The sequence below is a fragment of the Sphingomonas sp. BK580 genome, from assembly GCF_014194975.1.
GTDB lineage: Bacteria > Pseudomonadota > Alphaproteobacteria > Sphingomonadales > Sphingomonadaceae > Sphingomonas.
In genome coordinates this window covers 330,905-350,773 of record NZ_JACIAY010000001.1, presented here as the reverse complement: position 1 = coordinate 350,773, position 19,869 = coordinate 330,905, and the positions used below count along the sequence as shown (strand labels likewise).

The window sequence follows — 19,869 nt, the reverse complement described above, 5'->3', positions numbered from 1 at the left end:
TGTCTCAGACCCCCGCGCTCTGGAGCGCGCGGGTGCGCGCGTCCTCGTTCTTCACGACATCCTCGGCGGGGATGTGGAAGTCGCGGTCATAGTTGAAGGTATGGCCGATCGCGACGGCGAGCAGCGCGACGAAGGCGAGCGCGGCGAGCCACCAGATGTACCAGATCATGGCGACGCCGACGACCGTGGACAGCCCTGCCAGGATGATCCCCGCGCCCGTGTTCTTGGGCATGTGGATCGCGCGGAAGCCCTCGGTCGGCCGCTCGGCCTTGCGCTGCTTCATGTCGTGCCACGCGTCCAGGTCGTGGATCACCGGCGAGAAGGCGAAATTGTACGCCGGCGGCGGCGACGAGGTGGCCCACTCCAGCGTGCGGCCGTTCCACGGGTCGCCCGTCGTGTCGCGCAGCGTCTCGCGGTCGCGGATGCTGACGTAGAACTGCATCAGCATCGCGCCGATCCCGGCGGCGATGATCAGCGCGCCGACGGCCGCGATCACGAACCAGATCTGCAGGCTGGGATCGTCGAAGGCGCGCAGCCGGCGGGTGACGCCCATCAGCCCGAGCACGTACAGCGGCGTGAAGGCGACCCAGAAGCCCACCACCCAGCACCAGAAACTCACCGTGCCCCAGAACTTGTTCAGCTTGAAGCCGAAGGCCTTGGGCCACCAGTAGTTCACGCCCGCGAACATGCCGAACAGCACGCCGCCGATGATCACGTTGTGGAAGTGCGCCACCAGGAACAGCGAGTTGTGGAACTGGAAGTCGGCCGGGGGCACCGCCAGCATGACGCCGGTCATGCCGCCGACCACGAAGGTCAGCATGAAGGCCACCGCCCACATCATCGGCAGCTCGAACCGGATGCGCCCGCGATACATCGTGAACATCCAGTTGAAGATCTTCGCGCCCGTCGGGATCGAGATGATCATCGTCGTGATGCCGAAGAAGCTGTTGACGCTCGCGCCCGAGCCCATCGTGAAGAAATGGTGCAGCCACACTAGGTACGAAAGGATGCAGATGACGATCAGCGCGTAGACCATCGACGTGTAGCCGAACAGCCGCTTGCCCGAGAAGGTGGAGACCACCTCCGAGAAGACGCCGAACGCGGGCAGGATGAGAATGTACACCTCTGGGTGACCCCAGATCCAGATCATGTTGGTGTACATCATGGGGTTGCCTCCACCGGTGTTGGTGAAGAAGTTGGTCCCGACGTAGCGGTCGAGGCTCAGCATCGCCAGCACCGCGGTCAGCACCGGGAAGGCCGCGACGATCAGCACGTTGGTGACCAGCGCCGACCAGGTGAAGATCGGCATCTGCATCAGGCCCATGCCGGGCGCGCGCATCTTGATGATGGTGGCCAGCAGGTTGACGCCGGAGAGCAAGGTCCCGACGCCCGCGATCTGGAGCGCCCAGACGTAATAGTCGACGCCCACGTCGGGCGAATAGTCGAGCCCCGAGAGCGGCGCCATCGCCAGCCACCCGGTGCGGGCGAACTCGCCGACGAACAGGCTCATCATCACGATGACCGCGCCGCTGACCGTCATCCAGAAGCTGAAGTTGTTGAGGAAGGGGAAGCTGACGTCGCGCGCGCCGATCTGCAGCGGGACGACGAAGTTTATCAGCCCGGTGACGAACGGCATCGCCACGAAGAAGATCATGATCACGCCGTGGGCGGTGAACACCTGGTCATAATGGTGCGCCGGCAGGAAGCCCTCGTTCCCGCCGAAGGCGATCGCCTGCTGCGCGCGCATCATCAGCGCGTCGGCGAAGCCGCGCAGTAGCATCACCAGCGCGAGCACGATGTACATGATGCCGATCTTCTTGTGATCGACGCTGGTGAACCATTCCTTCCAGAGGTAGCCCCACAGGCGGAAATAGGTCAGCGCGCCGAGTAGCGCGGCCCCGCCCAGCGCGACCATCGCGAAGGTGCCGACCAGGATCGGCTCGTGGATCGGGAAGCTCTCCAGCGAGAGCCGCCCAAAGATCGTCTTGATGAGATCGTCCGACATAGGTCCTCAAGCCTCCGTCGAGGCACGGGCGCGCAGCGGCGCCGGAAGGTGAAGTTCGGTCATGTTGCGGTTGCTGCCGGCGCCGGGGTCGTTCTGGCCCGGGGCCTGGCCGTGCGGTGCGCTGAGGTGCGGCGACTCGCCCTTCTCGGACGGGTCGCGGGTCAGCGCCCCCTTCGCCTCGCCGTCACGCGGTGCGCGGTCGTTCACCGCCGGCCCGGCATGCGACATGCCCTGCATGCAGTCGGCACCCGGCTTGACGCAGATCGCGACGACGCGGCGGAACAAAGTGGGGTCGACGCTGCCGAAGCCGAGCGGCGGCACCTTCTCGGTCGGCTGCTCCAGCCTCAGATAGGAGGCGGTGTCGAGCCGCCACCGGTTCCGCTTCACGCCCGCGGCCCATTGCTCGAACCGCGCGGGTGAGACCGAATGGGTCCAGAAGGTCATGTGCGAGAAACCGGCGCCGGAGTAGTTCGCCGAGCGGCCCGCGAACTTGCCGGTGCGGTTGAGCACGCCGTGGAGCACCGTCTCCATGCCCGGCATGGTGTACACCATCCCCGCCATCGCCGGCACCCAGAGAGCGTTCATCACGCTCGACGAGGTCATGGTGAACTTGACCGGCCGGTTCACCGGCACGACCAGCTCGTTGACCGTGGCGATGCCCTGCTCGGGGTAGATGAACAGCCACTTCCAATCGAGCGACACGACCTGCACCTCGAGCGGGCGAACGGCCGCGGCGACCGGCCGGCCCGGTGCGGTACGGGCGAGCGGGCGGTAGGGATCGAGCGTGTGCGTCGCCACCCAGGTCAGCGCGCCCAGCGCGATGATGATGAGCAGCGGCGCCGACCAGATCACCAGCTCGAGGCCGGTCGAGTGATCCCAGTCGGGCTCGTAGGTCGCCTCCGTGTTGGTCTCGCGATAGCGCCACGCGAACACCACTGTCAGCGCCATCACCGGCACGATGATCAGCAGCATCAGCACGACCGACCAGATGATCAGGTTCGACTGTTGCACGGCGACGTCGCCGGCGGGGTTCATCACCACGGTGTCGCAGCCGCCGAGCAGGGCCAGCGCGCCGAGCGCGACCAGGCGCGGCGCGAGTGACGCCAGGGGCCGCGAGGGCGAGCGAGAGGGCAGGGGGATCATGGGCGCGCAGCTAGGCTTTGCTGCGGCGCAGCGGAATAGGACATTTTGTCCCATCCCGGCGTTGTGGCACTTAGGCTAGAGAGCCGTGAGATACGTCCGATCGGGAACATGTAATGGCCACCGCACATTCCGCGCCGCTCGAGCGCGGCGCCCGCAACGTCAACACGCGGGATGACCATCAGGTCCGTCCCGGCGAGATCGCGATCGGCGTGATCATCGGCCGAACATCGGAATTCTTTGACTTTTTCGTCTATGCCATCGCCTCGGTCCTGGTCTTCCCGACCGTGGTGTTCCCCTATATGGAGCGGATCACCGCGACGCTCTGGTCATTCGCGCTGTTCCCGCTCGCGTTCATCGCGCGCCCGATCGGCACGCAGATCTTCATGTGGGTGGACCGCCGCCACGGCCGCGGCACCAAGCTGACCATCGCGCTGTTCCTGCTCGGCACTTCCACCGTGCTGGTGGCCTTCCTGCCGGGCTATGCCGAGATCGGCGGCTGGTCGGCGATCCTGCTCGCCCTGTTCCGCATCGGCCAGGGCATCGCGCTCGGCGGGGCATGGGACGGGCTGGCGTCGCTGCTGGCGCTCAATGCGCCCGAGAAGCAGCGCGGCTGGTGGGCGATGGTGCCGCAGCTCGGTGCGCCGCTCGGCCTGGTGGTGGCGAGCGCGCTGTTCGCCTTCTTCGTCTCGACGCTGCCCGCCGCCGACTTCATCTCCTGGGGCTGGCGCTACCCGTTCTTCGTCGCCTTCGCACTCAACGTGGTGGCGCTGTTCGCGCGACTGCGCATCGTCGTGACTCCGGAATATACCGAGTCGTTCAAGAGCCGCGAGCTCACGCCCTCCCCGGTCGGCGCGACGGTGAAGGCGCAGTGGCGCAACATCATCATCGGTGCGTTCGCGCCGCTCGCCAGCTTCGCGCTGTTCCACATGGTGACCGTGTTCCCGCTCTCCTGGGTCAACCTCTTCACGCGCGAGGACATCGCCAGCTTCCTACTGATCGAGACGATCGGCGGCGTGGTGGGGCTCGGCGCGATCGTGCTCTCGGGTCTGCTGGCGGATCGGATCGGGCGGCGGAGCGTGCTCGGCTACACCGCCGCGGGGATCGCGGCGTACAGCGGGTTCGCGCCGCAGCTGCTGGGTGGCGGTCGCGCCGGCGAGCTGCTGTTCATGGTGATGGGCTTCCTGCTGCTCGGGCTGTCGTTCGGCCAGTCGTCGGGTGCGGTGACGAGCAACTTCCCCAAGCGCGCGCGCTACACCGGTGCGGCGCTGACCTCCGACCTCGCGTGGCTGTTCGGCGCCGGCTTCGCCCCGCTCGCCGCGCTGGCGCTGACCCAGGCGTTCGGGCTGGTCGCGGCAGGGGCCTATCTGCTCTCGGGCGCGCTCGGTACGCTCGCGGCGCTGGGGCTCAACGTGGAGCTGGCCCGCCGGCTCGACTGAGCCGCGCCGCGGCCTCGGCGAGTGTCGCGGCGATCGCGCGCGGCACCGCCGGGCTGGTGCAGACGAAAGTGGGCGAGGGGTGCGGCATCGTCAGCACCCCGACCAGGGGCCGCTCGCGGTCGACCAGCGCGGCGGCCTCGCGCGCGACTCGACCGGCGAGCACGACCAGCTCGAGACGCGGCAGCAGGTGAAGGAGCGGCGGGAGGAGCGATAGCCCCTCGGCGATCTCGGCCCGGCGGAGCGGACGGTTGCGCTCGCCGGGGGCATGGACGTTCCACGGTACCGCGTTCCACAGCAGCGTGTCGCGCCGCTCGATCCCGGCGTCGGCGAGGAAGCGCTTGAGGTTGCGCGACGTGCCCGTGGCATGGTCGCGCGAGACGATCGCGGGGCCGTGCGCGCCGGGGGTCTCGAGCAGGAGGAGCAGCCGCGCCGCGGCGCCGCCGTCGTTCGGGTCGAAGCCGGGGACGTCGCGGCCGCCGGTGGCGAGCTGCGAGCGCCAGCGTTCGAGCGGGGCGTGCGCGTCGGGGTGGGCGGACATCACCCGCTTACCGCGCGCGCGATCATGAGCGTCGATCGACGTCGGCTGCGACCGAGCGCAACATCGAGCTCTAGTGAGATGCAGATGGGGACGGGCAGCGCCGGTCCTCCCCGCCCGCGGGGAGGGGACCCGCCCGGCGCAAGCGGGGTGGTGGAGGGGGATCTGCCCGCAGCGCAGCGCTCGCGCGAGCCCCCTCCACCGCCGGCCTCCGGGCGGGGTCCTCCTCCCCTGACCGGTGGGGATCTGTGTCGGTGTCGCGGCGAAGGTTCACCTCCGCTACGCCCCGCCCGCTCACGCCGCCTCGCGCTCGCCCCCGTCGTCGTTGGCCGCGGGAGCGGTGAGGCCGCCGTCCGCCGCCAGCTGCGCGAACGCGCCGCCGCGCGAGAGTAGCTCGTCGAAGCCGCCCTGCTCGACGATCCGGCCCTGATCGAGCACGACGATCCGATCCGCCGCGCGCACGGTGGAGAGGCGGTGCGCGATCACGAAGGTGGTGCGGCCCTGGCGGAGCCGCTCCAGGCTCTCCTGCAGCCGCGCCTCGGTGGCGACGTCGAGCGCGCTGGTCGCCTCGTCGAGCAGCAGGATCGGGGCGTTCTTCAGTAGCGCGCGCGCGATCGCGATGCGCTGGCGCTCGCCGCCCGACAGGCCCGCGCCGCGATCGCCCACCGGCGTGGCGAAGCCCTGCGGCTTGCGCATGATGAAGTCGTACGCGCCGGCGATCCGCGCCGCGTCCTCGATCTGCTCCATCGTCGCGTCCGGATTGCCCATCGCGATATTCTCGGCGATCGAGCGGTTGAACAGCCCGGCCTCCTGGAACACCACGCCGGTCGCTGCGCGCAGCGAGGCGAGCGTGACGTCGCGGATGTCCTGCCCGTCGACCAGGATACGCCCGCTCTCGGGATCATAGGCACGCTGGAACAGGCCGAGCGCGGTCGACTTGCCCGAGCCGGTCGGGCCGACGATCGCGACCGTCTGGCCCGGCGCGACCTCGAAGCTGAGGTCGCGCACCGCGCCCGAGCCGGTGGGATAGCGGAACGAGACGTTCTCGAAGGTGACCCGGCCCTCGCTCACCGCGAGCGGCTGCGCGTCGGCGGTCTCGCCGATATGGCTCTGCTGGTCGAGCACGTCGAAGAACTGCATCAGCGCGGGAAGGCGCTGCGCCTTGTCGACGATGAAGCTGGTGATCGTCTCGAGCCGCGCGATCAGCAGCGTCGCGAAGCCGACGAAGGAGACGACGTCACCGATCGTGGCGAGCCCGCGTGACACCAGCGCCGCGCCGAAGCCGAAGATCGACACGATCGCGATCGACGAGGCACCGCGCGTCAGCACCGCCGAGACCGCCCACCAGTTGAGCACCGGATATTGCGCGGCGAGCAGGTCGTGGAGCGAGCGGCGCACGTTGCCCAGTTCGCCCGGTACGGCGAGAAAGCTCTGCAGCACCGTCACGTTGCCGAACAGGTCGCCGAGGTTGCCGGAGATGTCGGTGAAGCGGTCCTCCACCTGCGCCTGGCCGGTCGACGTGTGGCGCATCACCACGAGGTTGACCGCCGAGTAGACGACCATCAGCGCGACCAGCACCAGCGCGAGCCGCCAGTTGGTGGCGAGCGCGATCGGCAGCAGCACCGCGACGATGGCGAGGTTGGTGATCTGGTCGCGCAGCAGCGGCAGCCACAGGTTGAACAGGGCGTCGCAGCCCGAGATCATGATCCGCATCAGCCGGCCCGAACGCGCCTGTGTATGGAACGACGGCGGCAGCGCGAGCAGATGCTCGACGTAGGAGGACATGGCGGCGAGGCGGCGGCGGTGCGCCATGCGGTCGGCCAGCAGCGAGATGACGACGCTCGCGAGGAACACGGCCACGCTGATCCCGCACCACATCGCGACGTAGCGCATCGGCCCCGCGCCCGAGGTGAGACCGTTGACCGCCTTGCCGAACAGCAGCGGCTCGCTGACCTGCAGCAGCGCGACGAGCAACCCGGCGCCGATCAGCGACCCGGCCTTGATCTTCTCGGGCCGCAGCAGCGCGAGCGCGCGCAGGAAATACAGGTGCGAGCGCTTCGGCTCGGCGGGCGTAAGTGGGGCGGGCATGGGCTGGGCCATGATCGGTCTCGTCGCTGGATCTGGAGAAACGTTCCGCCGTCGCCGCTTACTGATCGTTCGGAACACGAGCGCTCTACGCCCGCGATGGTTAATGCTAAGTGATCGAGCGCCAGAATGAGGCACACTGTCGATGAAAGGGGTCGGTAAGGTGGAACTTTCCCGCCGCACTCTGTCCCGCTCCTTCTGTCATCCCCGCGTAGGAAGGGATCCAGATGCGCGGACGCCAATGAGCGGCGCGGACGCGGCCTGAGGCGCGACGAGGAAGCGGAACGATGTTCTCACGATGCTGCGACGACCGGCCCGCGCCGAACGAAGGATAGCGCGTCTGGATTCCCGCTTTCGCGGGAATGACGAGAGAGAGGAGGACGCGAGTGTGTGGCAGGAGCCCGCCAGGCCGTCCCAGCCCCCCCTCAATGCTCGCGGAACGAGGCCCAGAAGCCGCCCACCAGCGGTTCCACGGCATAGTCGAGCGCGGTGCGCTTGCGCAGCGGGATCAGCACCTGCGCGGGCATGCCGGCGCGCAGCTGGAAGTCCTTGCCGCGGAAGCTCGACAGCAGCCGCAGCTGCGACGCCGGCACCATCACCTCACCGGTGAAATAGCTGCGCCCGGTCTTCTCGTCGGTGAAGCTGTCCGCCGACAGGCGGGTCAGCTCGCCGGTCAGCTCGGGCAGGTCGCGCTCGTGCAGGCTCGGGAACTTTACGAGCGTCTTCTGGCCGACGACGAGATCATCGGCATCGTCGGGCGAGATCCTCGCCTGGATGCGCAGCGGCGTCCGCTCGGGCACCACGTCCATCAGCTTCTGCCCCGGCGCGATCACGCCGCCGGGGGTGAACACCGTCAGCCCCACCACCGCGCCGGTCGCGGGCGAGCGGATCTCGGTCCGCGCGAGCTGGTCACGCGCCGCGCTCAGCTTGGGCAGCACGTCGCCGAGCTTGGTCTCGACGTCGCGCAGGTCGGCGGCGGTGCGCTCGCTGAAGGTGCGCTCGGCCTCGAGCCGCTCGATCTGGCTCTCGCGCGCGGCCTCGCGCGTCTGTGCCACGCTGGCGGCATATTGGCCGCGCTGGCCCTGCAGCTCGGCGCGCATCCGCTCCAGCTCGCGCAGGCGGGTCTGCGAGACGAAGCCCTTGGCAGCGACGGGGCGCAGCGCGTCGAGCTGCGCGTCGAGGAGCTTCAGCTGCTCCTGCGCCGAGACGACCTGCTCGCCATAGCCGCGGCCCTGCTCGCGCGACTGCGCGCCGCGCTGGCCGAGCGCGTCGCGCTGCGCCGCGAGCGTCGCGGTGCGCGCGCGCAGCTCGGTCTGCTGGAGCCGCATCGCCAGCGCGATCTCGGGCTTGTCCTCCTCGGGCATCGCGGCGAACTCGACCGGGGTCGCGATCTGGCCTTGACCCAGTTGCTCGGCCTGCAGACGGGCGCGCTGCGCCAGCAACCGGATCGCCTGCGAGGCGAGCGCGCGCTCGGTGGCGCGTACCTCGGGCGAGGCGAGCCGGATCAGCAGTTGGCCGCGCTGGACGCGCTCGCCCTCGCGGACGAGGATGGTCTGCACGACGCCGCCGTCGCGATGCTGCACCGTCTGGCGCTGGCCCGAGACCTGGAGCACGCCCTCGGCATAGGCCGCGGCGTCGAGTCGCGCGAACGCGGCCCAGCCGAGGAACAGCACGAAGAAGAGCACCGCGACGACGATCCCGGCGCGGATGTCGCGGCGGGGGTCGGCGGGCAGGTGGACGGTGTCGGCGATGGGCAGGCTGGCCATGTCAGGCGCTCACGGCGGGAGGGGGGAGATCGGCGCTGGGAGCCGCGCTGGTCGGCACCGGGCGGAGCTTCGGCGGCGTGATCCGCTGGAGCACCTCGTCGCGCGGGCCGAAGAGCTCGACCCGGCCGCCGCGCATCAGCAGGAGCTTGTCGACGACGGGCAGGATGCCGAGCTTGTGGCTGACCACCAGGACCGTGTGGCCGGCGCGCTTGTAGTGGTCGATCGCGGCGAGCAGCGCGGCGTCGCCCTCCGAATCGAGGTGCGCGTTGGGTTCGTCCAGCACCAGCAGCGCCGGGTCGCCGTACATCGCGCGCGCCAGCGCGACTCGCTGCGCCTGGCCGGCGGAGAGGCCGCGCCCGCCGGGCTTGAGCTGATGGTCGAAGCCGCTCGGCAGCCGCTGCACCAGCTCGCGCGCGCGGGCGCGCTCGGTCGCGGCGATCGCGGCAGCGTCGAGCGCGGCGCTGTCCTCGCCCAGCTCGCCCCGGAAGCGCGCGATGTTCTCCTTGATCGTGCCCGCGAACAGCGTCGGCTCCTGCGGCAGGTAGCCGACGTGCGCGGCGAGTCGCTCGGGGTCCCAGTCACCGAGATCGGCGCCGTCGATCCGGACGCGCCCGCGGTCGGGGCGGACCGCGCCGGCGATGATCCGCGCCAGGGTCGACTTGCCCGCGCCGCTCGGCCCGATCATCGCCACCACCTCGCCCGGCGCGATCTGGAGCGTGACGTCGGAGACGATCGTGCCGTCGCGCGTGTCGTTGAGCAGCGTCACGCTCTCCAGCGCGATCGCGCCGCGCGGGGCGGGCAGCTGGGTGGCAGGCGCGGCGTGCTGCGTCTCGATCAGCAGCTTGTCGAGCCGGCGATAACTGCCGAACGCTTGGGCGATGCCCTTCCACCCGGCGATCAGCTGCTCGATCGGCGCGAGCGCGCGCGCGATCAGGAAGGAGGAGGCGAAGATCGCCCCCGCCGAGATCTGGTTGTCGATCGCCAGCAGCGCGCCCAGCCCGAGCGCGAGGCTCTGCAGGGCGAGCCGGACGAACTTGGTAGCGGTGAGGTAATTGCCGCCGGTGAAGCCCGCCGCGGTCTGCTGCGCCAGCATCGCCTCGCGCAGCCGCAGCTGGCGCGCCACCATCGCGCGGCGCATGCCGAGCGCGCGCACCGCCTCGGCGCCGCCGAGCATCGCCTCCTGGCTGGCATAGCTGTTGGCGGCAGAGACCTGCGCGCGCTCGAGCGCGGTGCGGGTCGCGCGCTCGTTGCGCCATGCCAGCACCGGCAGGATCGTGCCGCCGACCAGCGCCACCGCGCCGATCGCGGGATGCACCAGGAAGCAGACGAAGATGTAGATCGGCGTCCAGGGCGCGTCGAACAGCGCGAGCACGCCCGCGCCGCTCAGCGTCTGGCGCAGCGTGTCGAACTCGCGCAGCGCCTGGCGCGCCATCGGCAGGTCGGGCCGGCCGAGGGTCGAGTCGAGCAGCGCCGGTGCCAGCGCGGCGTCGAGCTGCACGCCGGCGCGCACCAAGAGCCGGGTGCGTACGCGATCCAGCAGCGACAGCGTCACCAGCGCGAAGAGCAGCACCAGCGTCAGAAACAACAGGGTGAGCTGCCCCTGCGTCGGCACAACCCGATCGTAGACCTGGAGCATGTACAACGTCGGTGCGATGTAGAGCACGTTGACCAGGGCGCTGAATCCGAAGGCCGCCGCGACATGGCGGCGGCACAGCGCCACGGCGCGGCGCATCGGACTGTCGGCGGCAGGATCGATCATTCGTCGCGCTCCACGGGATACGCGCACCATCGCCGATTTTGGTTAACGACGCTATAACTCCGACGCCCTCACCAGGCGTAGCGAAGTGTTCCCACCACCGTCCGGGAAGCACCATAATAGCAGCTGTTGTTGAAGAAACAGCTGGCGATATGGCGCGTGTCGAACAGGTTGCTGGCGTTGACGCTGAGGCTCAGCCCGTCCCAGCGGCGATCGAGCGCGCCGAGGTCATAGCCGAGCAGCGCGTCCGCCAGCACATAGCCGGGCGAGTCGAAGCGCTCGACGATCGTGGCGTTGTTCCGGACGTAGCTGGCCGTGCCGTCCGACTCGCCGACGTAGCGCACGCCGCCGCCGACCGACACGCCTCCCAGCGCGCCGGCGACCGAATCGCCCAGGTCCCAGGAGAGGAAGCTGGACGCGCTCCAGCGCGGCACGCCCAGCGGGCGCGTGCCGGTCACGCCGGCGAGTTGGCCGCCGCTGCCCACCGCGACGGTGCCGCTGGTGACGAGCGAGTCGGTGTAGCTCCCCGCCACCACGACGGTGACGCCGGGCGCCACCTCGCCGCGACCGTCGAGCTCGATGCCGCGCACCTTCACCTCGCCGACCTGGATCTGGAAATTGGGGCGCGACGGGTCGGCGACGGGCACGTTCTGCCGGCGGAGGTCGAACGCGGAGAGCGTGAACAGCGCCTCGGTGCCGCGCGGCTGGAACTTGAGCCCGGCCTCATATTGCCGCCCCGTCACCGGCACGAAGGCGGTGCCCTCGAAGGTGGCGCCGGTCTGCGGCTCGAAGCTCTCGGCATAGCTGGCGAAGGGGGCCACGCCCCATGTCGTCTCGTACAGCGCGCCGAGCCGCGCGGTGAAGGCGGTCTGCGACGAGCGCGTCACCGCGCCGCTCGTGCGGTTGCGCGTGAGCTGGTCGTACCAGTCCCACCGCCCGCTCGCGATCAGGTTGAGCCCGCCGAGTGACATCTGGTCCTGCACATAGGCGCCGGTCTGGTCGATGCGGCGGAAGTTGCGCGTCTGCGTCAGCGCGAAGCTGGGCAGGGTGCCGCCGTAGCGCGGCGCGAACAGGTCGAAATCGCTGATGCTGGTGGTGGGATCGCTGGTCTCCCCGGTGAGGAAACCCTGGTCGTTGCGGCCCTCGTTGTGCGCATAGTCGAGGCCGGCGAGCAGGACGTGGCGCACCGGCCCGGTGGCGAACTCGGCCGCGAGCCGATTGTCGAGCGTGATCGTGCGGAAGCGCTCGTCCGATCCGCCGCCGCCGCGCACGATCGTCGAGAAGTCGGTGGCGCGTGCTGCGCCGCTTCCCGCGGTGCGGAACGCGGACAGGTAGATCTGGCGGTAGTGAAGGTCGACGTCGTAATAGCGGGCGTTGGTGGTCCAGGTCAGCGCGTCGGACAGGCGGTGGCGGAACAGCAGAGTCGCCGACTTCTGCTTGCGGTCGAACGCCTCATAACCCGGCTCGGAGACGTTGAGATCGACAGGCAGTGTGCCGAAGGGATTGGGCAGCGCTGAGCCATAGGCCGGCACGCCGCTGTACGACGAGGCCTTGGGGTCGCGCTGGTAGCTCAGGATCAGTGTCACGCTGGTCCGATCGTCGGGCGCGAAGGTCAGCATCGGGCGCGCGTAATTGCGGCGGTTGCGGGTGTGGCGCAGGAAGCCGTCGCTGCGCTCGCCGCCGGCGATGACGCGGAACTGCCAGCGCCCGTCGCGGTCGAGCGGCTGGTTGAGGTCGATCGCCGAGCGCAGCAGGTCGAAATTGCCGCCGGCCAGCTCGAGCCGTCCGCCCGCCTCGGCATAGGGGAGCTTGCTCGTCAGGTTGATCAGTCCGCCGGGGGTGCCGCTGCCGTAGAGCACCGAGGCCGGGCCCTTGATCACGTCGACCGACTCGACGAGGTGGAAGTCGGTCTGCGGGCTCGAGTAGACGCCGCCCTGCTGGCGCATGCCGTCCATGAAGACGCCGGGGGTGAAGCCGCGCAGGAAGAGCTGGTCGTAGCGCGTCGCCACGTTGCCGCGCTGGTTGGGCGCGACGCCCGCGACATAGCCGAGCGCCTGGTTGATCGACAGCGCGTTGCGGCGCGTGAGCTCGTCCTCGTCGATCACGGTGACGGTCTGCGGCAGCGCGATCAGCGGGGTGTCGGTCTTTGCGCCACTGCGCCCGTCGCGCCGCTCGCGCTCGCCGGTGACGAGGATGTCGTCCCGGTCGCTCGAGTCGTCCGCCGGGGCGGGGGCCTCGGCCGGCGCCGGCGACTCGGCGGCGGCGAGGTCGGCGAACGGCCGCGCCGCTGCGGGCGCGGCGGCCAGCGCGACGCCCCCGGCGACCGTCGACGCGAGTAGCCGGATGGCGCGCTTGTTGTTCATATCAACCCCTTATTTCGCTATTGCTAGTGACTCGCAAAGACCGCTATAAGCGAGCGGGCCACAGGGCAAGGGGAAAGGTCGGATGCTGATGCAGCGAGGGGAGATGCCGCGACGACGGATGCTGATCCGCCCCGCCGCGCTCGCCATGCTCGCGCGCTGCACCACCGCGCTGCTCGGCGGCTATGCCGCCACCGCCGCGCTGGTGAGCCTCGTCTCGCGGCTGCTGCCTGTGTCGCGCGCCGAGGCGACCGCCTGGGGCATGATCACCAGCTTCCTCGTCTACGCGGTGATCGGCCTGTGGTGCTTCCACGAGCCGAAGCTCACCCGCGTCGCGGCGCTGGTATGGGGCGTCGCCGCGCTCGCGGGCGGAGCGGTCTGGCTGATCGGCGCGCGCGCGTGACGCGCTCGCTGCGGCAGTCGATGGCGTGGATCCACGGCTGGCTGGGCCTGCTCGCGGGCTGGATCCTCTTCGCCATGTTCCTCACCGGCACCGCGAGCTACTTCCGCCCCGAGATCACGCAGTGGATGCAGCCCGAGCAGCCGGCCAATCGCGTGAGCGCCGCGGCGGCCGCGCAGTCCGCGGTGCGCTACCTGTCGCGCGTCGGAGTCGGCGACGAGCAATGGTACATCTATCTGCCCGACGACCGCACCGCGGTGACGCGCGTCTTCGCCATCCCGGGCGCGGACGCGAAGCCCGCCCAGCGTCCGCGCGCGCCCGAGCTGGAGCTCGACCCGCGCAGCGGCGAGCCGATCCACGCGCGGGAGACCCGCGGCGGCGAGCATTTCTACCGATTCCACTTCCAGCTCCAGCTGCCGCATCCGTGGGGACGATGGCTCGCGGGGCTGTGCGCGATGTTCATGCTGGGCGCGATCGTCTCGGGCGTGGTGACGCACAAGCGCATCTTCGCCGACTTCTTCACGCTGCGCTGGAACAAGGGGCAGCGCAGCTGGCTCGACGCGCACAACGTCTCGGCGGTGCTCGCGCTGCCCTATCACGCGGTGATCACCTACACCGGTCTGATGACGCTGGTGCTGATGTACATGCCCTGGCCGATCGCGGCCAATTACCAGCAGCCCGCCGACTTCGGCAAAGAGGCCTACGGCTATGTCTTCGACGACAAGGCGAGCGGCCGCGCCGCGCCGCTGGTGGCGGTGGCGCCGCTGATCACCGACGCCGAGCGGCGCCTGGGCCAGCACGCGCAGCGCGTCGTGATCCGCTTCCCCGGTGACGCCGCGGCCACGGTGGCGGTAGCGTCGGGCGGGGCGAGCGGTCTCAACGCGCGCGGCGGCACGGTGACCTATGCGGGCGCGACCGGGCGCGTGACCGCGGCCGACGTCGGCGCCGGGCCGGCGCTCTCCACCGCCGGGGTGATGCTGGGGCTGCACACCGCGCAGTTCGCCGCGCCGGCGCTGCGCTGGACCCTGTTCGCGCTCGGGCTCACGGGCGCGGCGATGGTCGGCACCGGGCTGCTGCTGTGGACCGCGGCGCGACGTCGCCCCAACGCCGCGCCGTTCTTTGGGCTGCGGTTGGTCGAGCGGCTCAACATCGCCGCGATCGCCGCGCTGCCGATCGGCATGGCGAGCTATCTGCTGGCCAACCGGCTGATCCCGGCCGCGGCGGCGGGTCGCGCCGACGCCGAGGTGGCGACGATGTTCTACGCCTGGGGCGGCGCCGCGCTGCTCCAGCTGGCGCGCCCGGCGAAGCGCGCCTGGTGCGAGCTGTTCGCGCTGGGAGCCTTGCTGTTCGGCGCGATCCCCCTCGTCAACGCGGCCACGACCGATCGCGGCTTCGTCGCCTCGCTGCGGGCCGGGGACGGGCTGTTCGTCGGCTTCGACGTGGCGATGCTGGCGATCGCGGCGCTGCTCGCGGCGGCGGCGTGGAGCGCGGGGCGCGAGCGGCAGGTGAAGACACGCAGGAAGGTGGGGGAATTGGCGCATGTGTGAGGGTTTTGTGCTGTGCGCGCTGGCGTTCGTGCTGCTTGCGGCGGCGTCGCACCGCTTCCACCGCGACGCGGGCGCGACCTCGCCCGTGCAGCGGCGCTGGTTGCGGGGTCTGGGCACGGCGCTGATCATGGTGGCGCTGCTGCGCGCCGGCACCGCCATCGACGGCGAGCGCTGGGTGCGGCTGCTGGTGTGCGCCTCGCTCGCCGCGGTCTCGGTGGTGCTGACGCTGTCGCTCCGCGCGACCGCGGTGCTGTACCCGCTGCGGCGGCTGCTGACCCGCCGCGTCGCGGCATCGGCGGGGCAGGAGGTAGAGAAGTTCGCGACGGCGCAGGGGTGAGCGGGCGCTGACAGTGCGCCTCTCACTGCCGTCATCCCGATCTAGTTTCAGGATCCACCATGCCCCAGGCGTCGCGGCACCGGCGCGTGCGGGGCAGTGGATCCTAAAACAAGGTCAGGATGACGTTGGGGAATGAAGCGCGGGCGCTGCCCGCTCACTCCGCCGCGAGCAACTCCGCCGCCTGGAGGTCGACCGACACCAGCCGGCTCACCCCGCGCTCCACCATCGTCACCCCGAAAAGGCGGTGCATCCGGCTCATCGTCACCGCATTGTGCGTGACGATCAGGTAGCGCGTGTCGGTCTCGCGGCTCATCTGCTCGAGCAGGTCGCAGAAGCGCTCGATATTGGCGTCGTCGAGCGGCGCGTCGACCTCGTCGAGCACGCAGATCGGCGCGGGGTTGGTCAGGAACAGCCCGAAGATCAGCGCGACCGCGGTCAGCGCCTGCTCGCCGCCGGACAGGAGGGTGAGCGACTGGAGCCTTTTGCCCGGCGGCTGCGCCATGATCTCGAGCCCGGCCTCGAGCGGATCGTCCGAGTCGACCAGCGCCAGGTGGGCCTGGCCGCCGTTGAACAAGGTGGTGAACAGCCGCCGGAAATGGCCGTTGACCGCCTCGAAGGCGGCGAGCAGGCGCTGCCGCCCCTCGCGATTGAGCGTGCCGATCGAGCCGCGCAGCCGATTGACCGCCTGACCCAGTTCCTCGCGCTCCGCCGCGGTGGCGGCGCCGCTCGTCTCCAGCTCCTCCAGCTCGCGCTCGGCGACGAGGTTGACCGGCCCGAGCCGCTCGCGGTCGAGCGTCAGCCGCTCGTGCGTGCTCGATTCATCCTGCGGCGAGCCGACCTCGGCCGAGGCGAACCCGATCTTCTCGGGCAGCACGGGCGCGGGGCATTCGAAGCGCTCGCCCGAGACGCGCCCCATCTCGACGCGGCGCAGCTCGTGGTTCTCGGCGCGCGCGTTAGCGCCGGCGCGCGCCTCGCGCGCGGTGGCGAGCGCCTCGGCGGCGCGCGCGTGCGCGGTGTCGGCGTCGCGCAGCGCGGCCTCGGCGGCGCGCTCCTCGGCCTGGGTCGAGTCGGCGGCGGCGCGCGCGACGCTCACCTCGCGGTCGAGCGTCGCGATCTCGGCGGCGAGCGCGTCGGGGCGGGCGGCGAGCGTGGTACGCTCGCGTTCCAAGTCGGCGGCGCGCTGGTCCATGTCGGCGATCCGCTTCGCCGCCTCGCCCGCGCGCGTGCGCCAGCCCTGCGCCTCGCTCTTGCCCGCGGCGCGACGCTCGCGCGCGTCGGTCAGCTCGCGCTCGCGCGTGGCGCGATCGGAGCGTGCCAGCGCCACCTTGGCGCGCGCCGCCTCGGCCTCACCGCGCAGCCGCGCGGTCTCGCCCGCCGCGGCGGCGCCGTCGGGGAGGGCGGCGAGCGTGTCCGCGGCGCGCTCCTGCTCGGCGAAAGCCTCCGCCGCCTCGGCGGTGACCCGCTCGGCGCGTTGCGCGAGATCGGTTCGCTGGCCGGCGAGCCGCTCGAGCTGCGCGGCGGCGCGGTCCTCGTCCCGCTGCGCCGAGCGCACGTCGGCCTCGCCCTGCGCGAGCAGCGCGCGCGAGGACTGCGCCGCCGCACGCGCACGTGCGATGCGCTCGTCGATCTGCGCGCGCCGCTGCGTGGCACGCTCCACCGCCGTCTCCGCGGCCGGGCGCTCGGCCTGCAGCGCGGCGAGCCGGTTGCGTCGCTCCAGCCGCTCCGCCGCGGCGACGCCGCCGCTGGTGCTGACATAGCCGTCCCACCGCCGCACGCGCCCCTCGCGGGTCGCCAGCCGCTGGCCGGGGCGGAGTGGCTGACCCGAGTCGGTCTCGACCAGGAACACCTGCGACAGGCGCCGCTCCAGCTCGGGCGGTGCGGTGACTCGTGCCGCGAGCGGCAGCGTGCCGATCGGGGCGGACGGATCGTCCTCACCGAGCGGCGAACCGTGCCAGTCGGCCAGCGCGGTCTCCAGCTCGTCGCCGAGCGCGGCGGCGAGCGCCCGCTCGAAGCCGGGCTCGGCGCTGACCGAGTCGAGCAGCTTCTCGCCCTTCTGCTCGACCGCGCGCGCGAGCGCCGCCGCCTCGCCGTCGAGCGCGGCCAGCGCCGCCAGCGCGGTGGCGCGCGCCGCCTCGGCGGGGTCGCGCTCCTCGCGCGCCTGGGTCTCGCTCGTCTCGGCCCAGTCGAGCGCGGCGCGTGCCTTCGCCATGCGCCCCTGCGCGTCGGCCTGCGCCGCGCGCGCGGCATCGCGCACCGACTCCAGCGTGGCGGGATCGTCGAGCGCCTCGATCGCCTCGGCGAGCCGCATCGCCTCGCGCCGCGCGCGCTCATGGCGCGCCGCTGCGGCGGCGTGCGCGGCGGCGGCGACGCGACGCTCGGCCGCCTCCGCCGCCTCGGCCGACAGCGCCTGCGCGAGCGCGACCTCGACGTCGCGCGCGTGGCGCTCCGCCTCGGCGAGCGCGGCGTCGAGCGCGGGCAGCGCGGCGCTGCCCTCGGCGACGCGGCGGTCGAGTGTCTCGGCCTCGGCGGCGAGGCGGTCGAGCGCCGCGGCGGCGTCGTGCGCGAGCGAGTCCTCGCGCGCGCGATCCTCGCCGATGCGACGATGCGCCGATTCCATCTCCTCCAGCCGCCGCTGCACGCCGTGGCGCTGCTCGCGCGCGCGCGTCAGCTGGTGCGCGAGCTCGCCGGCGCGGTCGCGCGCTGCCAGCGCGGCGGCGCGCGTGCCGGCGACCTGCTCGGCGGCAGCGCGCTGCGCCGCGAGCGTCGCCTGCTCCGCCTCGGTCGCGGCGGAAACCTGCGCCGCGGCGGCGTCGGCCTCCTGCTTGGCGGCGGCGGCGGCGGCGGCGGCGTCGCGCCAGCGCGCGAAGATCATCCGCGCCTCGGCCAGTCGGATCTGCTCGGAGAGGAGACGGTAGCGCTCCGCGGCGCGCGCCTGGCGGCGCAGCGCGGCGATGCGCGTGCCCTGGTCCGCCATCAGCTCGTCGAGCCGCGCGAGATTGGCCTCGGTGGCGCGCAGCCGCGCCTCCGCGTCCTTGCGGCGGACGTGCAGCCCGGCGATCCCCGCGGCCTCCTCCAGCATCGCGCGGCGCTCGCCCGGCTTGGCCGCGATCACCGCGCCGATACGGTTCTGGCTGACCAGCGCGGGCGAGTGCGCGCCCGTCGCGGCGTCGGCGAAGAGGAGCTGGACGTCCTTGGCGCGGACGTCGCGCCCGTCGAGCCGATAGGCCGAGCCGGCACCGCGCTCGATGCGGCGGACGATCTCGCGCTCCTGCGCACCGTCGGGCGCGTCGATCTCGGCGAGCAGCGACACTTCGGCGAAGTCGCGCGGCGGCCGTGTCGCCGTGCCGGCGAAGATCACGTCCTCCATGCCGGCGCCGCGCATCGACCGGGCGCTGTTCTCGCCCATCGTCCAGCGCAGCGCCTCCAGCAGGTTCGACTTGCCGCAGCCGTTGGGGCCGACCACCCCGGTCAGCCCCGGCTCGATGCGCAGGTCGGCCGGGTCGACGAAGCTCTTGAAGCCGGTCAGCCGCAGCCGCTTGATGCGCATCGAGGGTCAGCCCCGCGTCATGCTCGACGTCAGGCGCCGGCGGCCTTGAGCGCCGTCTCGATCGCCTGCCAGGTGACGCTGTTCTCCAGCTTGCGGCCGTTGAGGAAGAAGGTGGGCGTGCCGGTCACGTCCTGCTTCTCGGTGGCGTCCTGCGTCATCTTGGTCAGCGCCTCGATCGCCTTGGGATCGTTGAGGCAGGCGCGCGCCTGCGCCTCGGTGATGCCGCGCTGCTTGACGAACTCGACATAGCCCATCTTGTCCGCCCAGCCGTTCGCCACCTGCGCCGGCGTGGCGTTCTGCGTGGACTGGAGGAACGACTGGTCCTGTGCCGCCTTCATCTGCGCGTCGAGGAACTTGGGCTGGTCGATGTACATCTGCTCGAGGATCGGGAAGAACGGCGCCGCGCCGGCACAGCGCCCGAGCAGCGAGGCCGCGAAGTCGGGCGGGCCGTGGACCAGGAAGTCGCGGAACTCGTACGAGACCTTGCCGGTCTTGACATAATTCTCCTCGAGCGGACGCATGCCGGTCTGGCCGAAGGCGCCGCAGGTGGGGCAGGTGCGCGAGCCGTACTCGACCAGCTTGAGCGGCGCGTCCGGGTTGCCCATAACGAAGCCGCCCTCGGGCGTCTGGCGGACCTGCTGGGTCCAGTCCGAGCCCGCGGGCGCGGCGACCGCCTTGACCGAGCCGGCGGGCGCGCTCGGCGCGCTGCCGTTGCCGTCACCGCCGCTGCCGCAGCCGGCGAGCAGCGCCGCGGCGGCGAAGAGCAGGGGGGATGCGAGACGCTTCATTCGGTCACTCCGTTGATAAGACCGTATAGATTCCGTTCAATCCATCCTCCCCTGAAAGGGGAGGTGGCAGGCCGAAGGCCTGACGGAGAGGTGACCCGGCCGGTGGGGCGGGCTTGACTCACCAGCGGTGACACCCCTCCGTCGCGCTACGCGCGCCACCTCCC

General features: G+C 71.4%; 13 protein-coding genes. 4 read left to right on the top strand and 9 right to left on the bottom strand.

Features of this window, described 5'->3' with window-relative positions:
- Window positions 1-4: 4 nt before the first annotated feature.
- Both cyoB and cyoA read right to left on the bottom strand, forming a co-directional pair.
- Window positions 5-2,005: a cytochrome o ubiquinol oxidase subunit I gene (gene cyoB / locus FHY05_RS01610; protein WP_183942650.1), complete on the bottom strand. Its 2,001-nt coding sequence runs from the start codon at window positions 2,003-2,005 to the stop codon at window positions 5-7.
- A 6-nt stretch (window positions 2,006-2,011) separates the two neighbouring features.
- Window positions 2,012-3,148, bottom strand: coding sequence for a ubiquinol oxidase subunit II (gene cyoA / locus FHY05_RS01605; RefSeq protein ID WP_183942649.1), 1,137 nt, complete (start codon window positions 3,146-3,148; stop codon window positions 2,012-2,014).
- 113 nt (window positions 3,149-3,261) lie between these two features.
- On the opposite strand from cyoA, the gene FHY05_RS01600 reads away from it, so the two are divergent.
- Window positions 3,262-4,584, top strand: a complete 1,323-nt coding sequence (locus FHY05_RS01600; protein WP_183942648.1) for an MFS transporter — start codon at window positions 3,262-3,264, stop codon at window positions 4,582-4,584.
- On the opposite strand, the gene FHY05_RS01595 is transcribed toward FHY05_RS01600, so the two are convergent.
- The 5 genes from FHY05_RS01595 to FHY05_RS01575 all read right to left on the bottom strand — a co-directional run bounded on the left by FHY05_RS01595 (window position 4,553) and on the right by FHY05_RS01575 (window position 13,089).
- On the bottom strand, window positions 4,553-5,122 hold the full coding sequence (locus tag FHY05_RS01595; RefSeq protein ID WP_183942647.1) for a uracil-DNA glycosylase family protein: 570 nt from the start codon (window positions 5,120-5,122) through the stop codon (window positions 4,553-4,555). The two genes, FHY05_RS01600 and FHY05_RS01595, sit on opposite strands and share 32 nt — an antisense overlap.
- Window positions 5,123-5,413: 291 nt before the next feature.
- Entirely contained in the window at window positions 5,414-7,207 is a 1,794-nt protein-coding gene (locus tag FHY05_RS01590) for a glucan ABC transporter ATP-binding protein/ permease (RefSeq protein ID WP_183942646.1), read from the bottom strand.
- 422 nt (window positions 7,208-7,629) lie between these two features.
- Window positions 7,630-8,970 (bottom strand): HlyD family type I secretion periplasmic adaptor subunit, encoded by a 1,341-nt coding sequence (locus FHY05_RS01585; protein WP_183942645.1) that lies wholly within the window; start codon window positions 8,968-8,970, stop codon window positions 7,630-7,632.
- Window position 8,971: 1 nt separating this feature from the next.
- Window positions 8,972-10,729 (bottom strand): type I secretion system permease/ATPase, encoded by a 1,758-nt coding sequence (locus FHY05_RS01580; RefSeq protein ID WP_260181080.1) that lies wholly within the window; start codon window positions 10,727-10,729, stop codon window positions 8,972-8,974.
- Between the two features lie 68 nt (window positions 10,730-10,797).
- Window positions 10,798-13,089 carry a TonB-dependent siderophore receptor gene (locus FHY05_RS01575; RefSeq protein WP_183942644.1) on the bottom strand — a complete coding sequence of 764 codons (2,292 nt, stop codon included), beginning with the start codon at window positions 13,087-13,089 and terminating at the stop codon, window positions 10,798-10,800.
- Between the two features lie 82 nt (window positions 13,090-13,171).
- Here FHY05_RS01575 and FHY05_RS01570 point away from each other — a divergent pair, with 82 nt between their 5' ends.
- From FHY05_RS01570 to FHY05_RS01560, 3 genes are read left to right on the top strand one after another with little or no spacing between them, the layout of a single operon-like run.
- Window positions 13,172-13,489, top strand: coding sequence for an iron transporter (locus FHY05_RS01570; protein ID WP_183942643.1), 318 nt, complete (start codon window positions 13,172-13,174; stop codon window positions 13,487-13,489).
- Entirely contained in the window at window positions 13,486-15,033 is a 1,548-nt protein-coding gene (locus FHY05_RS01565; protein WP_183942642.1) for a PepSY domain-containing protein, read from the top strand. Before FHY05_RS01570 ends, FHY05_RS01565 begins: the two co-directional genes overlap by 4 nt.
- The gene (locus FHY05_RS01560) at window positions 15,026-15,370 is read left to right on the top strand and encodes a DUF3325 family protein (protein ID WP_183942641.1); all 345 of its coding nucleotides are present in this window, start codon (window positions 15,026-15,028) and stop codon (window positions 15,368-15,370) included. The genes FHY05_RS01565 and FHY05_RS01560 overlap by 8 nt, the downstream gene beginning before the upstream one ends.
- A gap of 154 nt (window positions 15,371-15,524) precedes the next feature.
- Here FHY05_RS01560 and FHY05_RS01555 read toward each other — a convergent pair whose 3' ends face one another.
- Window positions 15,525-18,917, bottom strand: coding sequence for a chromosome segregation SMC family protein (locus FHY05_RS01555; RefSeq protein ID WP_183942640.1), 3,393 nt, complete (start codon window positions 18,915-18,917; stop codon window positions 15,525-15,527).
- A 29-nt stretch (window positions 18,918-18,946) separates the two neighbouring features.
- The gene (locus FHY05_RS01550) at window positions 18,947-19,705 is read right to left on the bottom strand and encodes a thioredoxin domain-containing protein (protein ID WP_183942639.1); all 759 of its coding nucleotides are present in this window, start codon (window positions 19,703-19,705) and stop codon (window positions 18,947-18,949) included.
- Window positions 19,706-19,869 lie beyond the last annotated feature (164 nt).

Excerpts from the sequence above, each read along its gene's own strand:
- cyoB (WP_183942650.1), bottom strand. The coding sequence starts at position 2,005 with ATGTCGGACGATCTCATCAAGACGATCTTTGGGCGGCTCTCGCTGGAG.
- cyoA (WP_183942649.1), bottom strand. The coding sequence starts at position 3,148 with ATGATCCCCCTGCCCTCTCGCTCGCCCTCGCGGCCCCTGGCGTCACTC.
- FHY05_RS01600 (WP_183942648.1), top strand. The coding sequence starts at position 3,262 with ATGGCCACCGCACATTCCGCGCCGCTCGAGCGCGGCGCCCGCAACGTC.
- FHY05_RS01595 (WP_183942647.1), bottom strand. The coding sequence starts at position 5,122 with ATGTCCGCCCACCCCGACGCGCACGCCCCGCTCGAACGCTGGCGCTCG.
- FHY05_RS01590 (WP_183942646.1), bottom strand. The coding sequence starts at position 7,207 with ATGCCCGCCCCACTTACGCCCGCCGAGCCGAAGCGCTCGCACCTGTAT.
- FHY05_RS01585 (WP_183942645.1), bottom strand. The coding sequence starts at position 8,970 with ATGGCCAGCCTGCCCATCGCCGACACCGTCCACCTGCCCGCCGACCCC.
- FHY05_RS01580 (WP_260181080.1), bottom strand. The coding sequence starts at position 10,729 with ATGATCGATCCTGCCGCCGACAGTCCGATGCGCCGCGCCGTGGCGCTG.
- FHY05_RS01575 (WP_183942644.1), bottom strand. The coding sequence starts at position 13,089 with ATGAACAACAAGCGCGCCATCCGGCTACTCGCGTCGACGGTCGCCGGG.
- FHY05_RS01570 (WP_183942643.1), top strand. The coding sequence starts at position 13,172 with ATGCTGATGCAGCGAGGGGAGATGCCGCGACGACGGATGCTGATCCGC.
- FHY05_RS01560 (WP_183942641.1), top strand. The coding sequence starts at position 15,026 with ATGTGTGAGGGTTTTGTGCTGTGCGCGCTGGCGTTCGTGCTGCTTGCG.
- FHY05_RS01555 (WP_183942640.1), bottom strand. The coding sequence starts at position 18,917 with ATGCGCATCAAGCGGCTGCGGCTGACCGGCTTCAAGAGCTTCGTCGAC.
- FHY05_RS01550 (WP_183942639.1), bottom strand. The coding sequence starts at position 19,705 with ATGAAGCGTCTCGCATCCCCCCTGCTCTTCGCCGCCGCGGCGCTGCTC.